This is a genomic window from Thermocatellispora tengchongensis, from assembly GCF_014202315.1.
Taxonomy (GTDB): domain Bacteria; phylum Actinomycetota; class Actinomycetes; order Streptosporangiales; family Streptosporangiaceae; genus Thermocatellispora; species Thermocatellispora tengchongensis.
The window spans coordinates 277,839-300,343 of sequence record NZ_JACHGN010000011.1 but is presented as its reverse complement, the minus strand read 5'-3'; the positions used below and the strand labels follow the sequence as shown (position 1 = coordinate 300,343).

General features: G+C 70.3%; 21 protein-coding genes. 14 read left to right on the top strand and 7 right to left on the bottom strand.

Annotation, left to right across the window (positions count from 1 at the left end; translation table 11 throughout):
- Positions 1–14: 14 nt before the first annotated feature.
- The 5 genes from HNP84_RS26205 to HNP84_RS26190 all read left to right on the top strand — a co-directional run bounded on the left by HNP84_RS26205 (position 15) and on the right by HNP84_RS26190 (position 6,882).
- Positions 15–2,507 carry a glycoside hydrolase family 78 protein gene (locus HNP84_RS26205; protein ID WP_221336755.1) on the top strand — a complete coding sequence of 831 codons (2,493 nt, stop codon included), beginning with the start codon at positions 15–17 and terminating at the stop codon, positions 2,505–2,507.
- 90 nt (positions 2,508–2,597) lie between these two features.
- Entirely contained in the window at positions 2,598–4,943 is a 2,346-nt protein-coding gene (locus tag HNP84_RS26200; RefSeq protein WP_185052552.1) for a beta-glucosidase family protein, read from the top strand.
- Between the two features lie 14 nt (positions 4,944–4,957).
- Positions 4,958–5,728: an SDR family NAD(P)-dependent oxidoreductase gene (locus HNP84_RS26195; RefSeq protein ID WP_185052551.1), complete on the top strand. Its 771-nt coding sequence runs from the start codon at positions 4,958–4,960 to the stop codon at positions 5,726–5,728.
- Positions 5,729–5,896: 168 nt separating this feature from the next.
- A complete protein-coding gene (locus tag HNP84_RS51295) occupies positions 5,897–6,274 on the top strand; it encodes an alcohol dehydrogenase catalytic domain-containing protein (protein ID WP_221336754.1) in 378 nt (125 codons plus the stop codon).
- On the top strand, positions 6,220–6,882 hold the full coding sequence (locus HNP84_RS26190) for an NADP-dependent oxidoreductase (protein WP_246518712.1): 663 nt from the start codon (positions 6,220–6,222) through the stop codon (positions 6,880–6,882). The genes HNP84_RS51295 and HNP84_RS26190 overlap by 55 nt, the downstream gene beginning before the upstream one ends.
- Here the strand turns inward: HNP84_RS26190 and HNP84_RS26185 are convergent.
- From HNP84_RS26185 to HNP84_RS26155, 7 genes are all read right to left on the bottom strand, one after another.
- On the bottom strand, positions 6,866–7,087 hold the full coding sequence (locus HNP84_RS26185; RefSeq protein WP_185052550.1) for a hypothetical protein: 222 nt from the start codon (positions 7,085–7,087) through the stop codon (positions 6,866–6,868). The genes HNP84_RS26190 and HNP84_RS26185 overlap by 17 nt on opposite strands.
- 47 nt (positions 7,088–7,134) lie before the next feature.
- Positions 7,135–7,938, bottom strand: coding sequence for an SDR family NAD(P)-dependent oxidoreductase (locus tag HNP84_RS26180; RefSeq protein WP_185052549.1), 804 nt, complete (start codon positions 7,936–7,938; stop codon positions 7,135–7,137).
- 21 nt (positions 7,939–7,959) lie between these two features.
- Positions 7,960–8,601: an enoyl-CoA hydratase/isomerase family protein gene (locus HNP84_RS26175; RefSeq protein ID WP_221336752.1), complete on the bottom strand. Its 642-nt coding sequence runs from the start codon at positions 8,599–8,601 to the stop codon at positions 7,960–7,962.
- A gap of 8 nt (positions 8,602–8,609) precedes the next feature.
- Positions 8,610–9,869: a CaiB/BaiF CoA transferase family protein gene (locus HNP84_RS26170; RefSeq protein WP_185052547.1), complete on the bottom strand. Its 1,260-nt coding sequence runs from the start codon at positions 9,867–9,869 to the stop codon at positions 8,610–8,612.
- Between the two features lie 107 nt (positions 9,870–9,976).
- Positions 9,977–10,918, bottom strand: a complete 942-nt coding sequence (locus HNP84_RS26165; RefSeq protein WP_221336751.1) for an alpha/beta hydrolase — start codon at positions 10,916–10,918, stop codon at positions 9,977–9,979.
- Positions 10,915–11,655: a Crp/Fnr family transcriptional regulator gene (locus HNP84_RS26160; protein ID WP_185052546.1), complete on the bottom strand. Its 741-nt coding sequence runs from the start codon at positions 11,653–11,655 to the stop codon at positions 10,915–10,917. The genes HNP84_RS26165 and HNP84_RS26160 overlap by 4 nt, the downstream gene beginning before the upstream one ends.
- 8 nt (positions 11,656–11,663) lie before the next feature.
- Complete coding sequence (locus tag HNP84_RS26155) at positions 11,664–12,569, bottom strand: alpha/beta fold hydrolase (RefSeq protein WP_221336750.1); 906 nt, start codon at positions 12,567–12,569, stop codon at positions 11,664–11,666.
- 636 nt (positions 12,570–13,205) lie between these two features.
- Here HNP84_RS26155 and HNP84_RS26150 point away from each other — a divergent pair.
- The 9 genes from HNP84_RS26150 (at position 13,206) to HNP84_RS26110 (ending at position 22,504) form a co-directional block, all read left to right on the top strand.
- Entirely contained in the window at positions 13,206–13,802 is a 597-nt protein-coding gene (locus HNP84_RS26150; protein ID WP_221336749.1) for a flavin reductase family protein, read from the top strand.
- 15 nt (positions 13,803–13,817) lie between these two features.
- A complete protein-coding gene (locus HNP84_RS26145; RefSeq protein WP_376771956.1) occupies positions 13,818–14,579 on the top strand; it encodes an SDR family oxidoreductase in 762 nt (253 codons plus the stop codon).
- Positions 14,576–15,343, top strand: a complete 768-nt coding sequence (locus HNP84_RS26140) for an SDR family oxidoreductase (RefSeq protein WP_185052543.1) — start codon at positions 14,576–14,578, stop codon at positions 15,341–15,343. Before HNP84_RS26145 ends, HNP84_RS26140 begins: the two co-directional genes overlap by 4 nt.
- 183 nt (positions 15,344–15,526) lie before the next feature.
- The gene (gene fabG / locus HNP84_RS26135; protein WP_312925738.1) at positions 15,527–16,267 is read left to right on the top strand and encodes a 3-oxoacyl-ACP reductase FabG; all 741 of its coding nucleotides are present in this window, start codon (positions 15,527–15,529) and stop codon (positions 16,265–16,267) included.
- Between the two features lie 273 nt (positions 16,268–16,540).
- On the top strand, positions 16,541–17,545 hold the full coding sequence (locus HNP84_RS26130; RefSeq protein ID WP_312925718.1) for a phosphotransferase family protein: 1,005 nt from the start codon (positions 16,541–16,543) through the stop codon (positions 17,543–17,545).
- Positions 17,545–18,771: an acyl-CoA dehydrogenase family protein gene (locus HNP84_RS26125; RefSeq protein ID WP_185052540.1), complete on the top strand. Its 1,227-nt coding sequence runs from the start codon at positions 17,545–17,547 to the stop codon at positions 18,769–18,771. Before HNP84_RS26130 ends, HNP84_RS26125 begins: the two co-directional genes overlap by 1 nt.
- Positions 18,772–18,995: 224 nt before the next feature.
- Positions 18,996–19,793, top strand: a complete 798-nt coding sequence (locus tag HNP84_RS26120) for an alpha/beta fold hydrolase (RefSeq protein ID WP_185052539.1) — start codon at positions 18,996–18,998, stop codon at positions 19,791–19,793.
- A gap of 31 nt (positions 19,794–19,824) precedes the next feature.
- Positions 19,825–21,003: an LLM class flavin-dependent oxidoreductase gene (locus HNP84_RS26115; RefSeq protein WP_185052538.1), complete on the top strand. Its 1,179-nt coding sequence runs from the start codon at positions 19,825–19,827 to the stop codon at positions 21,001–21,003.
- Between the two features lie 163 nt (positions 21,004–21,166).
- Positions 21,167–22,504, top strand: coding sequence for an MFS transporter (locus HNP84_RS26110; protein ID WP_221336748.1), 1,338 nt, complete (start codon positions 21,167–21,169; stop codon positions 22,502–22,504).
- The last annotated feature ends 1 nt before the right edge of the window (position 22,505 follow it).

Sequence of the window (22,505 nt, the reverse complement as noted above, 5' to 3'; positions counted from 1 at the left end):
GGAGGAGTTCCGCCGTGTCATCCGCCGCGTCATCCGCCGTGTCGTCCGCCTGGCGGGCGTCGTTCGTCACGCCGTCCTTTCCCGTCGAGCCGGACGGCCCCGCTGCCTACTTCCGCGGCGAGTTCACCGCCGGCGAGCGGCCCCTGCGGGCCACGCTGCACGTCACCGCGCTGGGCATCGTCGAGCCGTATCTGAACGGCGTCCGCGTGGGCGATGAGGTGCTGGCCCCGGGGTGGACGTCGTACCGGCACCGGCTGCAGGTGCGCGCGCACGACGTCACGGGTCTGATCCAGGACGGGCCCAACGCGCTCGGCGCGATCGTCGGCGAGGGCTGGGCCGCCGGCCGCCTCGGCTTCGAGGGCCGCCGCCACCACTACACCGACCGGCCCGCGCTGTTCCTGCGGCTGGAGCTGGACTACGGCGACCATGCCCGGGTCGTCGGCACGGGCCCCGGCTTCACCTGCGCGACCGGCGCGGTGCTGGGCGCGAGCCTGTACGACGGTGAGACCTACGACGCGCGCCTGGAGCCCCACGGCTGGAACCTGCCGGGCTTCGACGACTCCGCCTGGTCGCCGGTGGAGCCCTTCGAGTGGGACCTCGGCACGCTCGTCGCCCCCACCGCGCCGCCGATCCGCCGGATCGAGGAACTGGCCCCGGTGGAGATCACGACCAGCCCGTCCGGGAAGACCATCGTCGACTTCGGGCAGAACATCTCCGGCTGGGTGCGGCTGACCACGACCGGCGAGGCCGGGCGTACCGTGACCGTGCGCCACGCCGAGGTCCTGACCAAGGGCGAGCTCGACACCGAGACCCTGCGCACCGCCGCCGCGACCGACCGCTACACGCTGCGCGGCGGGGGTGAGCCGGAGGTGTGGGAGCCGCGCTTCACCTTCCACGGCTTCCGTTACGCCGAGATCGACGGCCCCTTCGACGCCGTCAGCGCCGTGGTCGTGCACAGCGACATGCGCCGGACCGGCTGGTTCGAGACCTCCGACGAGCTGGTGAACCGGCTGCACGCCAACACCGTGTGGTCCATGCGCGGCAACTTCGTGGGCGTGCCGACCGACTGCCCGCAGCGGGACGAGCGGCTGGGCTGGACCGGCGACCTCAACGCCTTCGCCCCCACCGCCGCCTTCCTCTACGACGTGCGCGGCGTGCTGGGCTCCTGGCTGGAGGACCTGGCCGCCGAGCAGCGGGAGAAGGGCTACGTGCCCTGGGTGGTGCCCGACGTGCTGTCCACGCCGTCCTCTCCCACCGCGCTCTGGAGCGACGTCGCCGTCAGCCTGCCCTGGACGCTGTACCGGCACTACGGCGACGTGGAGATCCTGCGGCGGAGCTACGACTCCATGGCGGCGTTCATCCGGAGCGTGGAGGCCCTGCTGGACGAGGACGGGCTGTGGAGCACCGGCTTCCAGTTCGGCGACTGGCTCGACCCCGACGCCCCCATGGACAACCCCTCCGGCGGCAAGACCGACCGGTACCTCGTAGCCTGCGCCTACCTGTGCAAGACCACCGCGGAGATGGCGCGCACCGCCGAGATCCTGGGCCACGACGCCGACGCCGCGCACTTCGCCGCGCTGGCCCGGCGGGTGCGCGAGGCGTTCCACCGCGAGTACGTCGCCCCCTCCGGGCGCCTGGTCGGCGAGAGCGCCACCGCCTACGCCCTCGCCATCGCCTTCGGCATCCTCGACCCCGCCCAGCGGGCCCGCGCCGGGAAACGCCTGGCCGAGCTGGTGGCCAAGGCCGGGTACCGGATCTCCACCGGCTTCGCCGGCACCCCGCTCGTGCTGCACGCGCTCAGCGACACCGGGCACCTGGACGAGGCGTACCTGCTGCTGACCGAGACCGCCTGCCCGTCCTTCCTCTACCCGGTCACCATGGGCGCCACCACGATCTGGGAGCGCTGGGACTCCATCCGGCCCGACGGCACGATCAACCCCTCCGGGATGACCTCGCTCAACCACTACGCCCTCGGCGCGGTCGCCGACTGGCTGCACCGCGTGGTCGGCGGCCTGTCCCCGGCCGAGCCCGGCTACCGCATGATGCGCATCGCCCCCCGGCCCGGCGGCGGCCTCACCCACGCCACCACCGCCCTCGACACCGTGCACGGCAGGGTCGAGGTCGCCTGGCGGATCGGCGACGGCCGGATGCGGCTCGACGTCACCGTTCCCGAGGGCACCGAGGCGGAGGTCACGCTCCCGCTCCACCCTGACGCCCAGGAGGTGCGGGTGGCGGGCGGGCGCCACTCCTGGGCCTACGCCCTGCCCGAGGGCTACGGCGCCCGCCCGGCGTACACCATGGACACCCCGTTGAAGACGCTCGCCGGCGACCCGCGCGTCTGGCACGCGCTGAGCGAGGTGTTCGCCAAGCACTTCCCCGGCATCCCGATCGACGGCAACGCCCCCGAGGCCGCCGCCTACTCGCTCGACTCCATCCTCGGCTTCATCCCCGGCGCCTCGGACGAGCTGCGCACCGACCTGCGGGACGCGTTAAACGCGACCACCTGAGCCAGGTTACTATCACGTGTAAGCGCCCTGACGGAAGGAACATCGGTGCCCCCCTTGGATGAGGCCGGCCTGAGGCGTCGCCTCGCTGCCATGACGTTGAAGGAGAAGGTCGCCCTGCTCACCGGGGCCGACGCCTGGACGCTGACGCCGGTGCCGTCGGCGGGGCTGGGCGCGCTGGCGCTGTCGGACGGGCCGGTGGGGCCGCGCGGCACCTCGTACGGGGGCGACACCACCCCCTCGCTGCTGTTCCCCAGCCCCACCTCGCTCGCCGCGACCTGGGACGAGGAGACCGCCCGCGAGACGGGGAGGTTGATGGGCGCCCGCGCGCGCGAAATGGGCGTCCACGTGCTGCTCGCGCCCACCGTGAACCTGCACCGCTCGCCGCTGGGCGGCCGGCACTTCGAGTGCTACTCGGAGGACCCGCTGCTCAGCGCCCGGATGGCGGCCGGCTTCGTCGAAGGCGTGCAGTCGGCCGGCGTCGCGGCCACGGTCAAGCACTTCGTCGGCAACGACTCCGAGACCGAGCGGATGACCTACGACGCCCGCATCGGCGAGGCGGCCCTGCGCGAGGTGTACCTGCCGCCCTTCGAGGCCGCGGTGCGCGAGGCCGGGGCATGGGTGGTGATGGCCGCGTACAACCGGGTCAACGGCGAGACCATGACCGAGAACCACCGCCTGCTCACCGGCGTGCTCAAGGACGAGTGGGGCTTCGACGGCGTGGTGGTCTCCGACTGGATGGCCGCCCGCTCCACCGAGGCCACGGCGCTGGCCGGGCTCGACCTGGTCATGCCCGGACCGGACGGGCCGTGGGGCGACGCGCTGGTCGCGGCGGTCGAGGACGGACGCGTCCCGGCCGAGGTCGTGGACGACAAGGTGCTGCGGGTGCTCCGGCTCGCGGCACGCACCGGCGCGCTGGAGGGCGCCCCCGCGCCTCCGGCGCCCGCGGTGCCGCGCGACGTCCGCGACCGGTTGCGCGAGCTGGCCGTGCGCGGCTCGGTGCTGCTGCGCAACGACGGCCTGCTGCCCCTGCGGGCCGAGGGCCTGCGCCGGGTGGCGCTGATCGGCCCGAACGCCGTCCGGCTCGCCGCACAGGGCGGCGGCAGCGCGCACGTCACCCCCGAACGTGTGGTCACCCCGCTGGAGGGGCTGCGCCGGATGCTCGGCGACGACGTCCAGATCACCGTCCACGCGGGTGTCTTCCCGCACGCCAAGCTGCCGCCCCTGCCCGGCGACCTGGCCGCCGACCCCGAGACGTCGCAGGCGGGCGTGCGGCTGGAGTACCGCGCCGCCGACGGGAGCGTGCTGTCGGCCGAGCACCGCGACCCGGCTCCCTGGTGGTTCCCGATCGTTCTGGCCGACGAGGTGCGCGAGCTGGTGGTACGCGCCCGCCTCACGTTGACCGCGTCCGGCGTCCACCGGTTGTCGGTGCTGGGCACCGGCCGGCACACCCTGCGCGTCCCCGGCCAGGACGACCAGGCCCACGAGCAGCTCCAGGATGGCGACGACATCGCCGCCCTGCTGCTCAACCCGCCCTCGCACACCTTCACCTTCCAGGCCCCGGCCGGGCCGGTGGACATCGAGGTGCGCATCGAGCCGCAGCGCAACCTGCCCTACCCGGTCACGCTGGCCGGGCTGGGCTATGAGCCGCCGCGCGGTACCGACGAGGAGGAACTGGCCGCCGCCGAAGCGGCCGCCCGCACCGCCGACGTGGCCATCGTGCTGGTCGGCAGCGACGCCGACACCGAGACCGAGAACCTGGACCGCACCACGCTGGCGCTGCGTGGCCGCCAGGACGAGCTGGTGCGGCGGGTCTGCGCGGCCAATCCGCGCACCGTCGTCGTGGTCAACGCCGGGGCGCCGTGGCTGATGCCCTGGGCGGAGCGGCCCGGCGCGCTGCTGTGGGCCTGGTTCCCGGGACAGGAGGGCGGTGACGCCATCGCCGACGTCCTGTTCGGCGCCGAGCCCGGCGGCCGCCTGCCCACCACGTTCCCCGCCACCGAGGGCGACGTGCCGGTCCTGTCCACCCGGCCGGTGGACGGGGTGCTGGACTACGCCGAGGGCGACCGCATCGGCTACCGCGCCTACCGTGCCGAGGGCGTGCTGTTCCCCTTCGGCCACGGTTTGTCCTACACCACCTGGGAGTACGTGCGGGCCATCTCGTCCGGCGACGCCGTGGAGGTCACGGTGCGCAACGCCGGCGACCGGCCGGGACGCGAGGTCGTCCAGGCGTACCTGGAGTCCTCCGGCTCGCTCCGGCTGGCCGGGTTCGCGGCCGTCGAGGCCGGCCCCGGCCAGAGCGTCACCGCCCGGATCGAGATCGCGCCCCGCGCGCTCTCCCGCTGGACCGGCGCCGGCTGGGCCCGCGCCGAGGGCCCGCACACGCTGCGCATCGGCCGTTCCACCTCGGACCTTCCCCTGACCTGCACCCTCGCCTGAATGGAGTCGACCCCGTGTCGCGACTGATCGACCGCCGTATCCTGATCACCGGCGCCGCCTCCGGCATCGGCCAGGCCACCACGCTGCGCCTGCTCGCCGAGGGCGCCCGCGTCGTCGCCGCCGACCTGGCCGAAGACGGTCTGAAGGACACTGTGGCGCTGGCCACCGAGCAGGGCACCGCCGACCGGCTCATCACACGGACGCTGGACATCGCCGACGAGAACTCGGTCGTCACCGTCGTGCCCGCCGCGGTCTCCGCTCTGGGCGGCCTGGACGCGCTGGTCAACGCCGCGGGCATCCTGCGCGGCGCGCACACCCACGACTGCTCGCTGGAGCTGTGGAACCGGGTCATCGGCGTCAACCTGACCGGCACCTTCCTCATGACCCGCGCCGCGCTGCCCGCCCTGCTCGAATCCGGCCGCGGCGTCGTGGTGAACTTCAGCTCCACCTCCGCGTTCTACGCCCACCCCTTCATGGCCGCCTACTCCGCCAGCAAGGGCGGCATCGCCTCCTTCACCCACAGCCTCGCCCTGGAGTACTCCAAGCAGGGCCTGCGCGCGGTCAACATCGTGCCCGGCGGCATCAGCAGCGGCATCACCACCAACATCGGCTCCCTCGTCCCCGAGGACACCGACTGGAGCCTGTTCGGCAAGCTCACCGCCGCCATCGGCACCGGGCTGCCCGGCCCGGAGAACGTCGCCGGCGTGATCGCCATGCTCGTATCCGACGACGGCGCGTTCATCACCGGCACCGAGATCCGCATCGACGGCGGCGCCCACATGTGACCGCCCCAGGTGCAACGATCGCGCCCGCGCTGACGGCGCCCGAGGCGGAATGGGACAGACGGACATGCGGCCTGTGGCGACACCCCACGCGCACGCCCCCACTCCAATACGATCTGTGCGGATCAGGGGCATGCGACAATTGGGGCAGGACACCACATGCAGGCATACGTGCTGACCCGGTACGGGGACGCGAGCGCGATGGAACTCCGGGATGTCCCCGAGCCGGCGGCACACGACGGCGAGGTGCTCATCCGGGTGCGGGCCGCAGGACTGAACCCGATCGACTTCAAGGTCCGCGAAGGCAAGATGAAGATGCTGACCCGTCTCGATCTGCCCCTGGTGGCGGGCAGCGAGCTGTCCGGCGTGGTCGAGGCGGTCGGCGCGGGCGTCACCCGTTTCGCGGCCGGTGACCGGGTGTTCGCCCGGGTCGACAAGACAAGGCTCGGCGCCTATGCCCCTACGCCGTCGTCAACGAGACGCTGGTGGCGAAGATGCCGGAGTCCCTGGACTTCACCGATGCGGCCGGGCTGCCGCTGGCCGGGCTGACCGCCCTGCAGGCGCTGCGTGACGTGGTGGGCGTCGCCGAAGGCGACAAGGTGTTCATCTCCGGCGGAGCCGGTGGCGTCGGCACCCTCGCCATCCAGCTCGCCGTCTGGATGGGGGCGAAGGTGGCCACCACCGCGTCGCCCAGCGGCGAGGAACTGGTGCGGTCCCTTGGGGCCGAGACGGTCATCAACTACCGCCAGCAGAGGTTCAACAACCTCCTCAGCGACTACGACGGCGCCTTCGACCTGACCGGCGGACAGGACCTGACGGACACCTTCGACATCCTCAAGCGGGGAGCCACGACGGCCTCCATCGCGGGAATCCCCGATCCGCCCACCGCTCGCGAGATGGGCGCGGGCCTGGTGGTGACCACCGCACTGAAGGCGGCCAGCGCCAAGATCCGCCGCGAGGCCCGGAAGAAGGGCGTCAACTATCGGTTCATGTTCATGCGCCCCAGCGGATCGGACCTCGCCGTGCTGGCCGGCCTGGTCGACCAAGGCAGGCTGAAGACGGTGACCGACCGGGTCTTCCCGTTCGCGCAGATCCCCGAGGCATTCACCTACCTCGAACAGGGCCACGCCAAGGGCAAGGTCATCGTCCAGATGTGAGCCGCATCACCTGACCCTCGGGGAAGACCGTCCGCGCCCGAGCCGAAGCCCGTCCGCGGCGCCGCCACCACTGCGGGGCTTGCTCGGTGCCCCCGGCCACCGCCGGCAGGGCCAGGGCGATCAGCGCGCCCACCGCGGCGACGACCAGGCACGCCCAGAAGGCGGCCTGGAAGCCCCCGGTGGCCGCAGGCGGATGCCGCTCCACGGCGGTACGTGGCCGGACACGGCTCTGCGAGCGGCCACGCCGGCGCGCTAGTAATGCACGGCGCCGCGGTTCCCGCCCGCCACGCTCACCGCGTCGCCGGTTACGGCGGCCGCCCGCTCGGAGCAGAGGAAGACGACGACGTCCGCGACCTCCTCAGCGGTGACGAGGCGGCGCAGGCTCGTCGTCTCGCCGAGGCCGGCACGGACCTGGTCCTCGGTGAGCCCGGTGGCCGCCGCTCGGTCCGCGACCAGCCGGGGAGTGCGTTCGGTCTCCACCAGACCGGGGTGCACAACCGTGACCCCCACGCCATGAGGTCCGAGCTCATCGGCGAGATTGGCGGTGAGGGCGGCGACGGCGACGTTGCGGATCGTGCCGGATATGGAGCCGGTGCGGCGGGCGTTGAGGCCGGAGATGTTGACGATTCTTCCCGAGCCCTGCGCGATCATGTGTGGTGCGACCGCGCGGGCGCACCGCAGGTAGCCCAGTACCTTGGTGTCGAAGTCGGTCGCCACCTCCGCGTCGGTGATGTCGGCGAGCGCGGGAGGAGCGGAAGCGAAGGAGGGCTGGGCGGCGGCGTTCACCAGCACGTCGATGCCGCCCCATGCGGCCACGACCGTCTCGACCATGGCTCGCACGGAGGCGTCGTCGGTGGTGTCCGCGGGGATCGCGAGCACATCGGCGCCGATGGCCGCGACGCGAAGGCCGTCGGCGGCGGTCTTGAGGCGCTGCTCGTCCCGGGCGACGAGCGCCACCCTGGACCCCTCGGCCAGGAGGCCGCGGGCGACGGCGAGTCCGATTCCGCGCGATCCCCCGGTCACGATCGCACGCGCACCGTCCAGGCGCAGATCCATGGATGACCTCCGAATTCCTCTTCACCGAAACCGCAGCGCGGCCCTGATGGCCGTCGTCATCGAGGCGATGGCCGAGTCGTTCGCGCCGCGCAGGTTCGCCAGAATCCGCTCGACCGTCGCCGATACGTCCTCAGCGCGTTTGTCGACCAAGCCGCGTGCCGCGGCCTCCTGGGCGTTCCAGCGCTCGCCTCCGTAAAGCAGCAGCCCGGCCGGGCCGGAGCCCACGACCTGCACAAGCCGCCGTACGAAGGCCGGCTCGTAGGTGAGGCCGTTCTTCAGCGCGGGTATCGCGAACTGCGAAGTGGGGGAGCAGATGCGAACATCGCAGGCGAGCGCAAGGCTGCAACCCGCTCCGAAGCACGCGCCGTCGATCTGTGCGAACTTCGGCGGCTTCAGTTCCATCAGGGCCGTGACGGCCGTCTCGGCGAGAGCCCGGTAACCGTCGACCTCCTCTGGATCCGGTGCCCTCAGCTCGGTCAGGTCGCCGCCTGCCGAGAAGCTCCCCCCGGCGCCTGTCAGCACGACCGCGGAGATACCAGAGGCTTCGCCGATCGACTTGACGTGCCGGAGGAGGGTGCGCCACATCTCCGCCGACATGGCGTTCCGCTTCTCCGGCCTGTCGATGGTAAGCCGGGCGACCCGATCCAGGACGTCGAGTCGCATCAGAGCCGTCATCCCGCGCCCGCCTCCGAATCCACCGTGGACAACGCCTCTGCGGCGCCGCCGACCACCTGATCCCGCAACAGCGCCTTGATCTCCTGAACGCCGATCCCCAGCTCGCGCAGAAGCGCGATGGTGTCCTGTCCGATGCCCGGCGCCCTCCGTTGTGCGCGTGGAGCGCCGTCGGCGATGAGCGGCGTGTTCACGATGCGGCGGTGCCCGAACCGCTCGACGTCGCTCGGGAACATGTCGCGGGCGGCGTACTGCGGGTCATTCAGCATCTGTGGGATGTCGTTGACGGGCCCGCACGGAACGCCGGCCTCACGGAGCCGGTCGATCCAGAAGTCCCTCGGTGCCGTGCTGAACCGAGCTTGGAGCAGCTCGGCGAGCTGCTCGCGGTTGACGAAGCGCGCGTACTCGCCGTCGTAGCGCGCGTCGCCGGAAAGATCGATACCGAGGACGGCGCAGAAAGCCTTCCAGGAGCGCTCGGTCACGCCGATCACGAGCATCGCCCCGTCGCCACAGGTGAAAGCCTCGTACGGTGCCACGAGCCTGTGCGCGGTACCCAGCGGAGCCGGAGCCTCCCCCGTCCCGACGAAGTCGGCCACCTCCCACAACGACCACCCGGCGATCGTGTCGGCGAGGGATACGTCGATGTGGGAGCCGCCGAGTCCGGCACGCACTCGGAGCAACGCCGCCAGCACCCCGATCGCGCCCCACATCCCGGTGCCGAGGTCGCCGATGGGGTAGCCGGCCTTCGCCGGCGCTTCGCCGGGACTCCCCGTCACGCTCAACAGTCCTCCGTACGCCTGGGCGACCAGATCGATGCCTTTCGCGTCACGCATCGGCCCGAACTGCCCGAAGCCGGAGATCGAGCAATACACAAGGTCCGGGCAATCGCCTTTGAGATCGTCGTAGGACAAGCCCTGTCGCGCGAGCGCGCCGACCCGGAAGTTCTCCACCAGCACGTCCGAGCGCATCGCCAGTGCTCTGACGAGGTCCCGCCCCCGGTCGGTCTTGATGTCGACGGCGATGCTTCGCTTGTTGCGGTGGATCAGGTCGAACGGGAGAGGCCGCTGCTCCGGCCCCACCAGACGGCGCCGAAGCGAATCGCCCTCCACGGGCTCTACCTTGATGACCTCCGCGCCGAGGTCGGAAAGTATCGTCGTGCAGTAGGGGCCCGCCAAGGCCCCGGTGATGTCCAAGACCCGAACGCCGCCGAGGAAACGGGCACCCGCCGACGACCCACCTGGCCCGCTCGCGTGTGACATGTGATCAGGCTCCCTCGCCGCCTCGTGACCTGGCCGGCCGTCTTGTCCGCACCTCCGGTCATGACCTTCCGACCGCCCGGCCTCCGCGCGGACGGCCCACTTCTCGATCACCCCACAACACTCCTCAGCACCGCGACCTCCTCAGATAGCTGGCGTTGACTCACCGCCGCTTCACGCGCCGCGAAGGACCCGTGGTACGTACCTGGGAAGAGGTGCAGCTCGGCGGACGTGCCGGCGGACAGAAGCGACCGCGCGTATTCGATCGCCTCGTCGCGCAACGGATCGAACTCCGCCACGGAGATGTACGTCCGCGGAAGTCTCGTCAGATCGGCCGCCCGCGCGGGGGCCGCATACGGCGAGACCGCGCCGGTGCCCCTCCCGACTCGTCCGAGGTACGCCGACCAGCATGTCTCCACGTCCTGCCGATTCAACGCGGGCGTGTCGGTGAATCTCCTGCTGCTGGCGGTAAGGAGCCGATCGTCCAGCACCGGCGACGCGAGGAACTGGAAGCAGATCGGCGGCCCGTTTCGGTCGCGGGCCAGCAGCGCCGTCGAAGCCGCGAGCCCGCCGCCGGCGCTCACGCCATGAAGGACGACGAGCGACGGATCGATCTCCAGTTCGCCGGCCCGCTCGTGCAGCCAGACGAGGCCGCTGTAGACATCCTCAAGAGGGGTGGGGAAGGGCCACTCCGGCGCCAGCCGGTAGTTCACGGAGACGACGACGGAGCCGACTTCTCGCGCGATCTCCACATTCCGGAGGTGACTCATCTCAAGATCGCCCAGAATGAATCCGCCGCCGTGCACGTGGTAGATGGCACCCATGTTCGTACGGTGATCCGGCCGGTACACGCGCAGTTCGACGCTCTGGCCGTCGGCTCCGGTGCAGGAGCGGTCCTCGGTGGTCACGCCCTCGTCGATCGAGTCGTAGCGGCCGGAGGCGGCCACGCGGCTCGACATTATTCTGCGCGCTTCCGCGACGTCGGTGCGATCGACTCGGGGCAGGGTGGACACCGACCGCGCCAGCTCTTCGTCTATGGGGTACTCGCTCAATCGTCTCTCGCTTCGGGCCTGCTTCTTGAGTCGTGCTGCCTGTGGCTCCGCAAGTTCGTGGACGCGAACGACTGCAGCAGCCCCGGGTCTTCGATCCAGATCTGCCGCCGGTCCCGGCGGATCGCTCCGGTGTCGCTCAGCTTCTTCAGAGCCCGGGCGACCACTTCTCGCACTGATCCGATCGCGTGAGCGAGGTCCGTCTGATCCGTCTGGACAAGGAGTCCCTTGACGGTGGGCGTGGCCATTTCGAGCAGGTGCCTGCTCAGCCTCTGCTGCACCGATCCGAAAAGATTATCCTCAAGATACGCCACGGTCTCGTACGTGGAATTCGCCAGATACACCGCAACCTGATAGCAGAGGTCGGCATTGGCGCGCATGAGGCGCCGGAAAGTGTTCGGGTTCAACACCGAAACCTCGCAGAAGGTCACCGCTTCCAGCGAGGCCGGCGCACCGTTCGTGAGCATCGCGGGCAGGGCGGTGATATGGCCGACCGTCGCGTAGCGCGTGGTGACCTCCCGCCCATCCCAGGACGTGATTTTCGAACGGATCCGTCCGCGGTGGATGAGGGCGACCCGGTAGTCCTCGTCGCCCCGGCAGATGAGCGTCCCGGCGGGATACGTCACGACCCGGCTGTCCGCGAGGAGCGTGTCCCGGATTTCCGGCTCCTGCCCAGACAGAAAGCTCTTCGACCACGCTTCCAACGACGCCGCCGAGATGCCGGTGGCATGGCGATTCATTCCCGGGCTCACCTCGTCTCCGAGCTGCCTGTCCCTCGCGGCGAGGCCGCCGCCGCGCCCGTGTGGTCGGGCTGATCGAGGCCGAACTGCGAAGTGAACCGCGACCTCGGGTCCCGCTCGGGCCACTCGTTCGCCTCGACACGTCGAATGAATCGGCGGGTGATGTCGTTGAACTGCCGAGGGTCCTCCAGGTTCGGCACATGTCCGCTGTTCGGGAGCACCTGCATTCCGCACAAGGGCGCCGTACGCTTGAGCATCATCCCGGTGGGCAGGCATGCCTCGTCCTCGTCGCCGTTGACGACGAGAAGGGGGACCGAGAGGTCTCTGATCTCGTCGATCATGTCGTGCAGAGACGGCCGGCGGGCCTGAATGCCGAGGATCGTGAGCGCCAGCCCCTCCGCGGAATGCTCGGAGAACTGTTCGATCATCTCGTGCCACGCCGGCTCGTTGTGGTATTTGAGTTGTATCCTGCTGGGCCCTTCGGCCATCTTGCGCCCGACGAAGGCCGTTCCCCGGGATCGGAGCCGGTCCGCGACGATCCTGGTCTCGTCCAGATAGGCGGACCGGGTCGCAGGGTCGGAACCGGATCCGACGCTGACGGCCATGATCGACCGCACCCGGTCCGGGTGGCGTAATCCCAACTGCACTGCCGTGTACCCGCCCATCGAGAGTCCGACGACGTGGGCGGTCTCGACCTCCAGGACGTCGAGCACGGTGATCGCGTCATCGACGGCTTGCCGCCAGGAGTAGGCCGAAGGACTCGTCGGCACATCGGACGGCAGGTAGCCGCGCGCCGCGTAGGTGATGCACCGGTAGTCGTCCTTGAGTTCGGCGACCTGCCGAGACCAGCTCCGGTGGTCGCCGGCGTATTCGTGGAGGAAGAGCACCGGGGCCCCGTCTCCGGTGTCGGTCACGTGGAGACGAATACCGTCAGATGTTTCGACGAGTGGGCACATCGTCATGTCTCTCCTTTCTCGGCAGGCCGGGTTTCCTGGCAGGCCGGGTCGAGGCGCCGGTTATCGGGGGCGCCTCACCTCGTCAAAGCTCCGATGCCGCCAGGGCGGACCGCACCTGGCCGCCGCCTCATCGTGGGATCGGGAGGGAGATCACCGGCTGGAGGTGTCCGGCGAGGTCGCACGTGTGCGCGCTGTGCTGGGTCATGGTGCCTGATCGTGCCCCTGACCGGCGTGCACGCCCCGCGGAGACACCTTCGGGCTCTGTCGGATACACGTCGATGCCCCTCCTGCCATGCCTCGGGCTGCGACCTGCGTCATGGTTTCACAACCTGCGAATGCGTCTGTGACCCAGGTCCGCGGGCTGGTCGATGAGTCGTGGAATCCAGGTCACAGCCTTCGCCGCCGCGGCCGGTCAGACTCCTGCTACCGGCCGCGACGGGGGCGCACGGCGACGCCGGCCCCGGGAGCAGCGGCTGGTTGGGGTCCTCGAAGCACTGTTGGAGGCATCGTGCGGACGCTCGACCTGGTGACCTGCGGAAGAAGGGGGACGATCTCCCTCTCCGGCTCCCTCTCCGGTCGGCCGGGGGCGAGCCCATGACGACTGACAGCCTGCCGCCCGCCGCCATATCGAGCGAGCGCTACCGGCACGTGCTGGGGCACTTCGTCACCGGGGTGACGGTCGTGACCGCGATGCACGCCGACGGGCCGGTCGGATTCACGTGCCAGTCGTTCGGCGCGCTCTCGCTGGATCCCCCGCTCGTCCTCCTGTGCCCCAGCAAGGTCTCGACGTCGTGGCCGAAGGTGGCGGCCGGCGGCCGGTTCGGGGTGAACATGCTGGCGCACGACCAGATCGCGTTGTGCCGCCGTTTCGCCGTCAGCGGGGGTGACAAGTTCGCGGACGTGCCCTGGGCCGCCGGCCGGTTCAGCGGCGCACCGATGCTGCCCGGCACGCTGGGGTGGCTGGAATGCGAGATCGTGACCGTGCACGAGGCCGGGGATCACTGGATCGTCGTCGCCCGCGTCCTCGATCTGGCCGCGTCCTCCGATCGGCGGCCCTTGACGTTCTTCCGTGGCACACTGGCCGGTTTCCGCTCGCACGAACCAGCCGAGTCTCCGCGCGCGGTGCCGGTCCCGGCCGATCCGAGCGGCGGCCGGATGCCACAGCGATACGAGCAAGTGCCTGGAGACTGAGCTGAGGAAGGCGAGATGGGCGGCATGAGCTTTCACGGCAAGACCGCGATCGTCACCGGCGCCAGCCGGGGGATCGGCCTCGCCATCGCCGGGAGACTGGTCGCGGAGGGAGCGCGGGTGGTGATCACCGCACGCAGGAAGGAGGCACTCGACGAGGCCGTGGCCCGCCTCGGTGGCCCCGATGTGGCGTTCGCGGTCGCCGGCAAGGCCGACGACACCGAGCACCAGGCGGAGACGGTCCGCCGGGCAGTCGAGACGTTCGGCAGCCTCGACCTGCTGGTGAACAACACCGGCATCAATCCCTGGTACGGCCCGATGGTCGAGCTGGACCTCGGCGTGGCCCGCAAGGTCGTCGAGGTCAACTGCGTCGCGGCGCTGTCATGGGTGCAGCAGGCCCACCGCGCCTGGATGCGGGAGCATGGCGGTGCGGTCGTCAACGTCTCGTCCCACTCGGCGATCCGGCCCGCGCCGGGCGTCGGGTTCTACGGCGCCAGCAAGGCCATGCTCGTCGCGATCACCGAGTCGCTGGCCGTGGAGCTGGGCCCGGACATCCGGGTCAACGCCGTCGCGCCGGCGGTGGTGAAGACGAAGTTCGCCGCGGCGCTGTACGAGGGCCGCGAGGAGCAGGTGTCCGGGGCGTACCCGCTGAAGCGCCTGGGCGAGCCCGAGGACATCGCCGGCGCGGTCGCGTTCCTGCTGTCGGAGGACGCCTCCTGGATCACCGGCCGGTTGCTGGTCGTCGATGGCGGCGCGTCCCTGGGCGGGGTGGCCGGATGACGATCGCGGGCCAGGGGGTCGTCGTCACCGGCGCCGCCGGTGGGATAGGAAAGGCGCTGGCGGCGCGGCTGGTCGCCGAGGGAGCCCGCGTCGTGGTGAACGACCTGGACCCCGCCGCGACGGGGGCGATCGCCGCCGAGATGGGCGCGTACGCCGTCCCGGGTGATGCCGCCTCCGAGGCCGGCATGACGGCCCTGGTGTCGGCCGCGCGCGACCGCCTCGGCCGGATCGACGTCTGGTTCGCGAACGCCGGCATCGCTCGCGGCCTCGGCCTCGACGCCGGCGAGGCCGAGTGGGCGGCGAGCTGGGAGGTCAACACGATGGCCCACGTCCGCGCGGCCCGACTGCTGGTCCCTGAGTGGCTGGAGCGCGGTGGCGGCCGGTTCGTGGTGACCGCCTCGGCCGCGGGGCTGCTGACCGCGCTCGGCGCCGCGACGTACTCGGTGACCAAGCACGGCGCGATCGCGTTCGCCGAGTGGCTGTCCGCGACCTACCGGCACCGTGGGATCGTGGTCCAGGCGATCTGCCCGCAGGGCGTGCGGACCGACATGCTCGCGGCGTCCGGGCCGATGCGCAGCGTCCTGGCCCGCGACGCCCTGACGCCCGAGGACGTGGCGGAGGTGGTCGTGCAAGCGCTGCGGGACGACCGCTTCCTGATCCTGCCGCACCCGGAGGTGGGCGACTACTACCGCCACCGGGCCGCTGACACCGACCACTGGCTCGGCGGGATGAACAAGCTGCAGCGCTACCTCGAAAGCACGTGAGGCCCGGCCACGGCGGCAGCGACCGGCGCAAGTCGCCGGATCCAGGTCACAGCCTTCGCCGCCGCGACGGGTCAGACTCCTGCTACCGCACCGCGACGGGGCCGCACGGCGACGTGGCCCCTGGGGTCGCTTGCCGGACGTGCGAGGAAACCGGGAGACGGAGGACTGATGGATCAACCGCGCATCGCGATCGTGACCGGCGCCGCCCGCGGCATCGGCGCGGCCACGGCGCTCCGCTTGGCCGAGGACGGCCACTTCGTCGCCGTGCTGGACCTGGACGCACAGGACTGCGCGGGAACGGTGGACGCCATCGCCGCCCGGGGCGGGAAAGCGCTGGCGGTCGGCGCCGACGTGAGCGACGAGAGTTCGGTGGCCGCCGCGTTCGACACGATCGTCTCCGGGATCGGAGAGCCCACGATCCTGGTCAACAATGCGGGCATCATCCGGGACAACCTGCTGTTCAAGATGACCACCGCGGACTGGGACGCGGTACTGGGCGTCCACCTGCGCGGCGCCTTCCTCATGAGCCGGGCCGCCCAGGGCTACATGAGGAACGCCGGGTTCGGACGGATCGTGAACCTGTCCAGCACGTCCGCGTTGGGCAACCGCGGCCAGGCGAACTACTCGGCGGCCAAGGCCGGCATGCAGGGCTTCACCAAGACGCTGGCCATCGAGCTGGGCAAGTTCGGCGTCACCGTGAACGCGGTCGCGCCGGGCTTCATCCAGACCGACATGACGGCGGCCACCGCGGAACGTATCGGCATCTCCTTCGAGGACTTCATCGCGGGCGCGGCCGCGCGGATCCCCGTGGGCCGGGTGGGCCGGCCCGAGGATGTCGCCCACGCCGTGTCGTTCCTGGTCAGCGAGGGCGCCGGCTTCGTGTCCGGCCAGGTCGTCTACGTGGCCGGCGGGCCGGCCGATTGAGAACAGCCGGCGGGCCGGCCGACTGGAACAGCGGTATTCAGCGCGTGCTACTCGCGTGAGAGGACGTTCGGCGATGAGAGTCTTCGACGGGATCACCGATCCGGAGGGTGCCGAGCCGCTCGCCGTGAGACGGGTGGACCTCGATCACCGGGTTCGCGTGAGGGGGACGACCGGGCGCGACGGCGGCGGAGGGCCGGTATGCGTGATCGATGTGCTCAGGGTGGCGGCGCCGTGACGGAGCAGCTCGTCACCGCCTCCACCGACCCTCCGGGCGTGGACCTGAAACGGCTGGCGGACTGGTTCTCGGCCGCGAGGCCCGGGGTGGGCGGACGGCTGCTGTCGGCCCGTCTCATCCCCGGCGGCAAGTCCAACCTGACGTACGAGGTCGGCGACGGTGAGCGTAGCTGGGTGCTGCGCCGGCCACCGCTCGGGCACATTCTGGACACCGCCCATGACATGGGTCGCGAGTACCGCGTCATGTCGGCCCTGGCGGGGACCGGCGTTCCGGTGCCCGCCACCTACGCCCTGTGCACGGACGACTCCGTCATCGGGGCGCCCTTCTACATCATGGAGAAGGTCGAGGGCACCCCGTTCCGAAACGCGGCGGATCTCGCACCGCTCGGGCCGGAACGGGTCCGGACGATCTCGCTCCGGCTGGTCGACACCTTGGCCGCACTTCACGATGTCGATCCCGCCACGGTGGGGCTGGCGGACTTCGGCCGCGCCGATGGATTCCTGGACAGGCAGGTCCGGCGCTGGAGCGCTCAACTGGAGGCGTCCCGCAGCCGCGACCTGCCGGCGGCCGGCGAACTGCGCGGCCTGCTGGCGTCGCAGGTTCCGGCGCAGTCCGCACCGGGGATCGTGCACGGGGACTATCGCCTCGACAACGTGCTCGTCGACCGGAACGACCGGCCGGCGGCGATCATCGACTGGGAGATGGCCACCATCGGCGATCCGGTAACGGATCTCGCCCTTCTGATCGTCTACCAGAGGCTGAGCCGGCTCACCGGTGGCGATCTCGTTTCCGACGCCGCCTCGGCACCGGGATACCTCACCGAGGACGAGGTGAGGAACCGGTACCGCTCGCGTGGCGGCCGCGACCCGGCGCACTTCGGCTTCTACCTCGGCCTCGCCGCCTACAAGCTGGCGGCGATCGTCGAGGGGATCCACTACCGCCACCTGCGGGGTCGGACCGTGGGCGCCGGGTTCGACGGGATCGGTGCGTTGACCGAGCCACTGCTGGAGATCGGGCTGGCGTCGCTGAAGAAGGATGACTGATGGACTTCACCTACGACGCCCGCACGGAGGAACTGCGCGGGCGGCTCCTTGAGTTCATGGCTGCCCACGTCTACCCGGCGGAGGCGGTGTTCGAGCGGCAACTGGCCGAACTGGACGACCGGTGGGCCTGGGACTCGGCGCCCGTACTGTCCGAACTGCGCGCGCAGGCGCGGCGGCAGGGACTGTGGAACCTGTCCCTCCCCGGCGCTCACGGCGCCGGTCTGACCAACCAGCAGTACGCGCCGCTGGCCGAGATCACCGGCAGAAGCCCGCACCTGGCGCCTGCCGCCCTCAACTGCGCCGCACCCGACACCGGCAACATGGAACTGCTGTCGCTGTTCGGCACCGACGCGCAGAAACGACGGTGGCTCGAACCCCTGCTGGCCGGGCGGATCCGTTCCGCGTTCGCGATGACCGAACCCGATGTCGCGTCCTCCGACGCCACCAACATCGCCATGCGCATCGAGCGCGACGGCGACCAGTACGTGATCAACGGCCGCAAGTGGTGGATCACCGGGGCCATGAACCCGAATGCCGCGATCTTCATCGTCATGGGCAAGACCGATCCGGACGCCGACCGCCACCGTCAGCAATCCATGATCCTGGTCCCGCGGGACACTCCCGGCCTGCGGGTCGTCCGGGCCATGCACGTATTCGGCTACGACGACCGCGAGCACGGGGGGCACGCCGAACTGCGCTTCGATGACGTCCGAGTCCCGGCCGCCAACCTCATCGGCAACGAAGGGGACGGCTTCGCCATCGCCCAGGCCCGGCTCGGGCCGGGACGCATCCACCACTGCATGCGGGCGATCGGCATCGCCGAACGCGCGCTCGAAATGCTGTGCGCGCGGGCACGGGAGCGGGTCGCGTTCGGCAAGCCGCTGGCGGACCAGGGAGTCGTCCGCGACTGGATCGCGGAGTCCCGCGTCAAGATCGAGCAGTTGCGCCTGCTCGCCCTCAAGGCGGCATGGCTCATGGATACGCAGGGCAACAGGGCCGCCCACACGGAGATCCAGGCGATCAAGATCGCCACACCGGCGACCGTCCAGTGGATCCTCGACAAGGCGGTCCAGGCGCACGGAGGCGGTGGCCTGTCCCAGGACTTTCCGCTCGCGTACGGCTACGCTCTCGCCCGCATGCTGCGGTTCGTGGACGGCCCCGACGAGGTGCACAAGGACGCCCTCGCGCGCAGCGAGCTCCGCAGGTCCGGGGCGATACGAAGGTAGGCGGCGCGGTGGCGGGCGCAGTGGCCGCTCCGCCCATCGACCGTCGCGGGGCCGGCGGCACCGGGCGCCCCGGCGGCGGGAGGCCGCAAGTCGCCGGACTCAGGTCACAGTCTTCGCCGCCGCGACGTACCAAGCTCGACCTACCGGACGCGACGAGGCCGCACCGCAACGTCGGCCCGGGAGCAGCATCTCATCGGGGTCCTTGAGCCCCTGTTGGAGGCATTGTGCAGACGCTCGACCTAGTGGACGCCCACAGCGGCGTCGAGTTCGGAAACGGTGTCCACCTGGAGGCCCGCTTCGACGGAACCCACAGCCGAGTCGCCCTGGTGCTCCCCGGAGCCGAGCGCGCCCGGGAGAACACCGCGTTCGTGGAAGCACTGGCGAAAGAGTTCTCCGTTGTCACGCCGACCCACCCGGGCTTCGGCCGCTCACCGCGACCGGACTGGTGCACATCCGTCGACGATCTCGCCTACATCTATCTCGACTGGCTGGACCGGTCCGGGCTGACCGATGTCACGCTCGTCGGCCTTCAGTTCGGCGGCTGGGTCGCCATGGAAATGGCGGTGCGGAGCTGCGCGCGGATCTCCCGTCTCGTGCTCGTGGACACGCTGGGCGTCAAGCTCGGCGGGCCGCTCGACCGGGAGGTCGTCGATGTCTTCGCGACGCCGCACGCGGAGCTGGACCGGCGCCTGTACGCGGATGCGAGCCTCGGAATGGGTGACCTCGCGAGTGCGCGGGTGGAGGACGTCCTTGAGATGGCGCGCAATGAGGAGGCTCTCGCGATGTACGGGTGGGAGCCGTACATGCACAACCCCCGGTTGATCCACTGGATGTGGCGCATCGCCGTGCCCACACTTGTCATCTGGGGTGGCCGGGACGGCATCGTCACGCCGGAGTACGGCCGTGGCCTCGCCCGAAGGATCCCCGGCGCGCGATTCGAGCAGATCGACCAGGCCGGGCACCGCGCACAGGTCGAGTGCCCCGAGGAGGTCGCCAAGCTGATCTGCGACCTCGCCCTCTGACCCCGCCCGGAACAGGAAAGGAGCCTCTCCCGTGGAGTACTGGCACTTCAGCGAGACGGCTTACCCGTATCTGCCCGATCCCGAGAGCTACGACTCGATACGCGTCACCTTGCCGAACGGGGTCATCGATCCCGAACGGGCCGCCGGCCTGTGGGACCGCTACATCCGCGAGTGGCAGGTCGCGGACGAATGCGGCCTGAACGTGATGGTCAACGAACACCACTCGACCGCGACGTGCATGAACTCGGCCGCGCCCGTTGTCGCGGGAGTGCTCGCGCGGGTCACCACCAGGGCGCGGATCTTGATTTTGGGAAACCCGGTCGCGAACCGCGTGGACCCCGTTCGCATCGCCGAGGAGATGGCCCTTGTCGATCTGCTCAGCCACGGCCGCCTCGATGTCGGATTCGTACGTGGCGTGCAGTACGAGGTCGCCGCGACCAACTCCAGACCAGTACGCATGACCGAGCGCATGTGGGAGGCGATCGAGCTCATCACGCGTGCCTGGTCGACTCACGATGGGCCGTTCAACTGGGAGGGGGAGTTCTTTCACCACCGCCAGGTGAACATCTGGCCGCGGCCCTATCAGCAGCCCAGCCCGCCGGTGTGGATTTCAGCCGTCAATCCCGGCAGCGTCACCCGGATCGCCGACCACGACTATCGGGTCGCGACGTTCCTGGCGGGGTTCGAGGGCACGCGAGCGCTCTTCCAGGGGTATCGCGACCGTTGTGCGGAGACGGGCAAGCGGCCGCCCGGCGACGAGAAGTTCGGCTACGCAGCCCTCGTCTATGCCGGGAAAACCGACGAGGAGGGCTTCGAAGGCGCCCGCAAGCTGCTGTGGTACCTCCACACCAACAAGGTCGCCAAGCAGTTCGCCTACCCGCCGGGCTACATGCCGTATTTCGTCCGGGCCGCCGGCCTTCGCGGTCAGCGGTCGTCCGCGCCGGGCGCCCCGGCCTCCTCGCCGATACCCGACCTGACGTCGATGTCGCTGGACGAGCTCATCGCTCGGGGAATCGTCTTCGCGGGGAGCGCGAAGACCGTCGCTGGACAGATCGAACGCTTCTACAACCACGTAGGCGGATTCGGGAATCTGCTGATCATGGGTCAGGCCGGCCATATGGGGCACGACGAGACGGTTCGCGGAATTCGGCGTTTCGCCGAGGATGTCGCACCCGCGCTCGACCGCGTGACGGACCGAGTCACCGCCTGATCCGAACAAAAGTCATCTGTCGCGCGCCGGCGCTCGGGAAGCGAGCGTGGGGGACCGGTGCCCATGGACGCCGTCGGGTCGAACCCGCATGAGCCGGGTTCATTCAGCTGATCACCCGTACAGACCCCACGATCGGAGGACAGCGATGTCCCAATCATCTCCAGTGGATGCGGACAACAGGACACCATCGGAAGAGGGACGCCGACGCGCCACCTCCGTCTCGCGCCGGGCCGTCGTCGCCGCGGGCACCGGTAACGCTCTGGAATTCTATGATTTCGCGATATTCGCGTCCTTGACCCCGGTCATCTCCAAGCTCTTCTTCCCGTCCCATGAACCGCTCGCCGCGATCCTGTCCACGTTCGCCCTCTTCGGGGTCGGCTTCGTCATGCGGCCGGTGGGTGCCATCGTGTTCGGACGGGTCGCGGACCGGCGGGGGCGCAAGATCCCGCTCGCGATCGCAGTGCTGATCATGGGGGTGACCACGGTGCTCATCGGCGTCATGCCGACCTATCCCCAGGCGGGGATCGTGGCGCCAGTGCTCCTGTGCATCGCCCGGCTGCTCCAAGGGCTGTCGGTGGGCGGGGAGTTCGGCGCGTCGGCCAGCTTTCTGGTCGAGCACGCGCCTCGGCATCGCCGCGGGCTCTACGGATCGTACGCCTTCTTCTCCTCCACCTTGGGGAGCGTGCTCGGCGCCCTCGTGGTCTTGATCCTGACGTGGGCGATGTCGCCGCAGGACCTCGACGGCTGGGGCTGGCGCGTTCCGTTCCTGCTGGGCTTCCCGCTGCTGGTGACCGGGCTCTATCTGCGCTACCGCATCGCGGAGTCGCCTGAGTTCGAGGAGATCCAGGCCGGGAACGCCCGGGCGAAGAGCCCGCTGCGCACATTGTTCAAACAACACTGGCCGGCGTTCCTGACGGTGATCGGGATCTGTGTCGGCTTCAACATCGCGTCGTCCACGGCTCAGGCGTTCGTGCTGACCTACATCCGCAACGTCATCGGTCTGCCCGCGCTGCAGGCGCTCACCACCGTGGTCCTCTCCGCGGCCGTCGGGGTCTGTCTGGTGGTCGTCTTCGGGTATCTCTCGGACCGGTACGGCAGGAAGCCGATCCTCATCTTCGCGTCGGTCATGACGGTGGCCCTGCCGTACCCCAGCCTGCTGATCATCGGACTCAAGGGATTCGGCCCGGCGCTCCTCGGGCAACTCATTCTGTGGATCCCCGTCGCCGCGTTCGGCGGCGCCATTCCGGCCCTCTTCGCCGAGTTGTTCCCCACCCGGGTCAGGGTTTCCGGATTCGGAATCGCCTATGGCTTCGGTTCCGCGATCTTCGCCGGCACCGCGCCGTTCGCCGCGACTTTGCAGATCGAACTCTCGGGGAACAGCCTGGCGCCGGCCTGGTACATGGCCGCGGCCGGCGCCGTCACGCTGACGGTCGTGATCGCGGCTGTCGAACGGAAACAGTCCAAGGCGCGAGAGACGGCCCACCTGGAAGGTTTGGCCTGAG

Bases quoted from the DNA above. Each gene is read 5' to 3' on its own strand.
- HNP84_RS26200 (WP_185052552.1), top strand. From the start codon at position 2,598: ATGACGTTGAAGGAGAAGGTCGCCCTGCTCACCGGGGCCGACGCCTGG.
- HNP84_RS26190 (WP_246518712.1), top strand. From the start codon at position 6,220: ATGCCGGAGTCCCTGGACTTCACCGATGCGGCCGGGCTGCCGCTGGCC.
- HNP84_RS26180 (WP_185052549.1), bottom strand. From the start codon at position 7,938: ATGGATCTGCGCCTGGACGGTGCGCGTGCGATCGTGACCGGGGGATCG.
- HNP84_RS26175 (WP_221336752.1), bottom strand. From the start codon at position 8,601: ATGCGACTCGACGTCCTGGATCGGGTCGCCCGGCTTACCATCGACAGG.
- HNP84_RS26170 (WP_185052547.1), bottom strand. From the start codon at position 9,869: ATGTCACACGCGAGCGGGCCAGGTGGGTCGTCGGCGGGTGCCCGTTTC.
- HNP84_RS26160 (WP_185052546.1), bottom strand. From the start codon at position 11,655: ATGAATCGCCATGCCACCGGCATCTCGGCGGCGTCGTTGGAAGCGTGG.
- HNP84_RS26150 (WP_221336749.1), top strand. From the start codon at position 13,206: ATGACGACTGACAGCCTGCCGCCCGCCGCCATATCGAGCGAGCGCTAC.
- HNP84_RS26145 (WP_376771956.1), top strand. From the start codon at position 13,818: ATGGGCGGCATGAGCTTTCACGGCAAGACCGCGATCGTCACCGGCGCC.
- HNP84_RS26140 (WP_185052543.1), top strand. From the start codon at position 14,576: ATGACGATCGCGGGCCAGGGGGTCGTCGTCACCGGCGCCGCCGGTGGG.
- HNP84_RS26125 (WP_185052540.1), top strand. From the start codon at position 17,545: ATGGACTTCACCTACGACGCCCGCACGGAGGAACTGCGCGGGCGGCTC.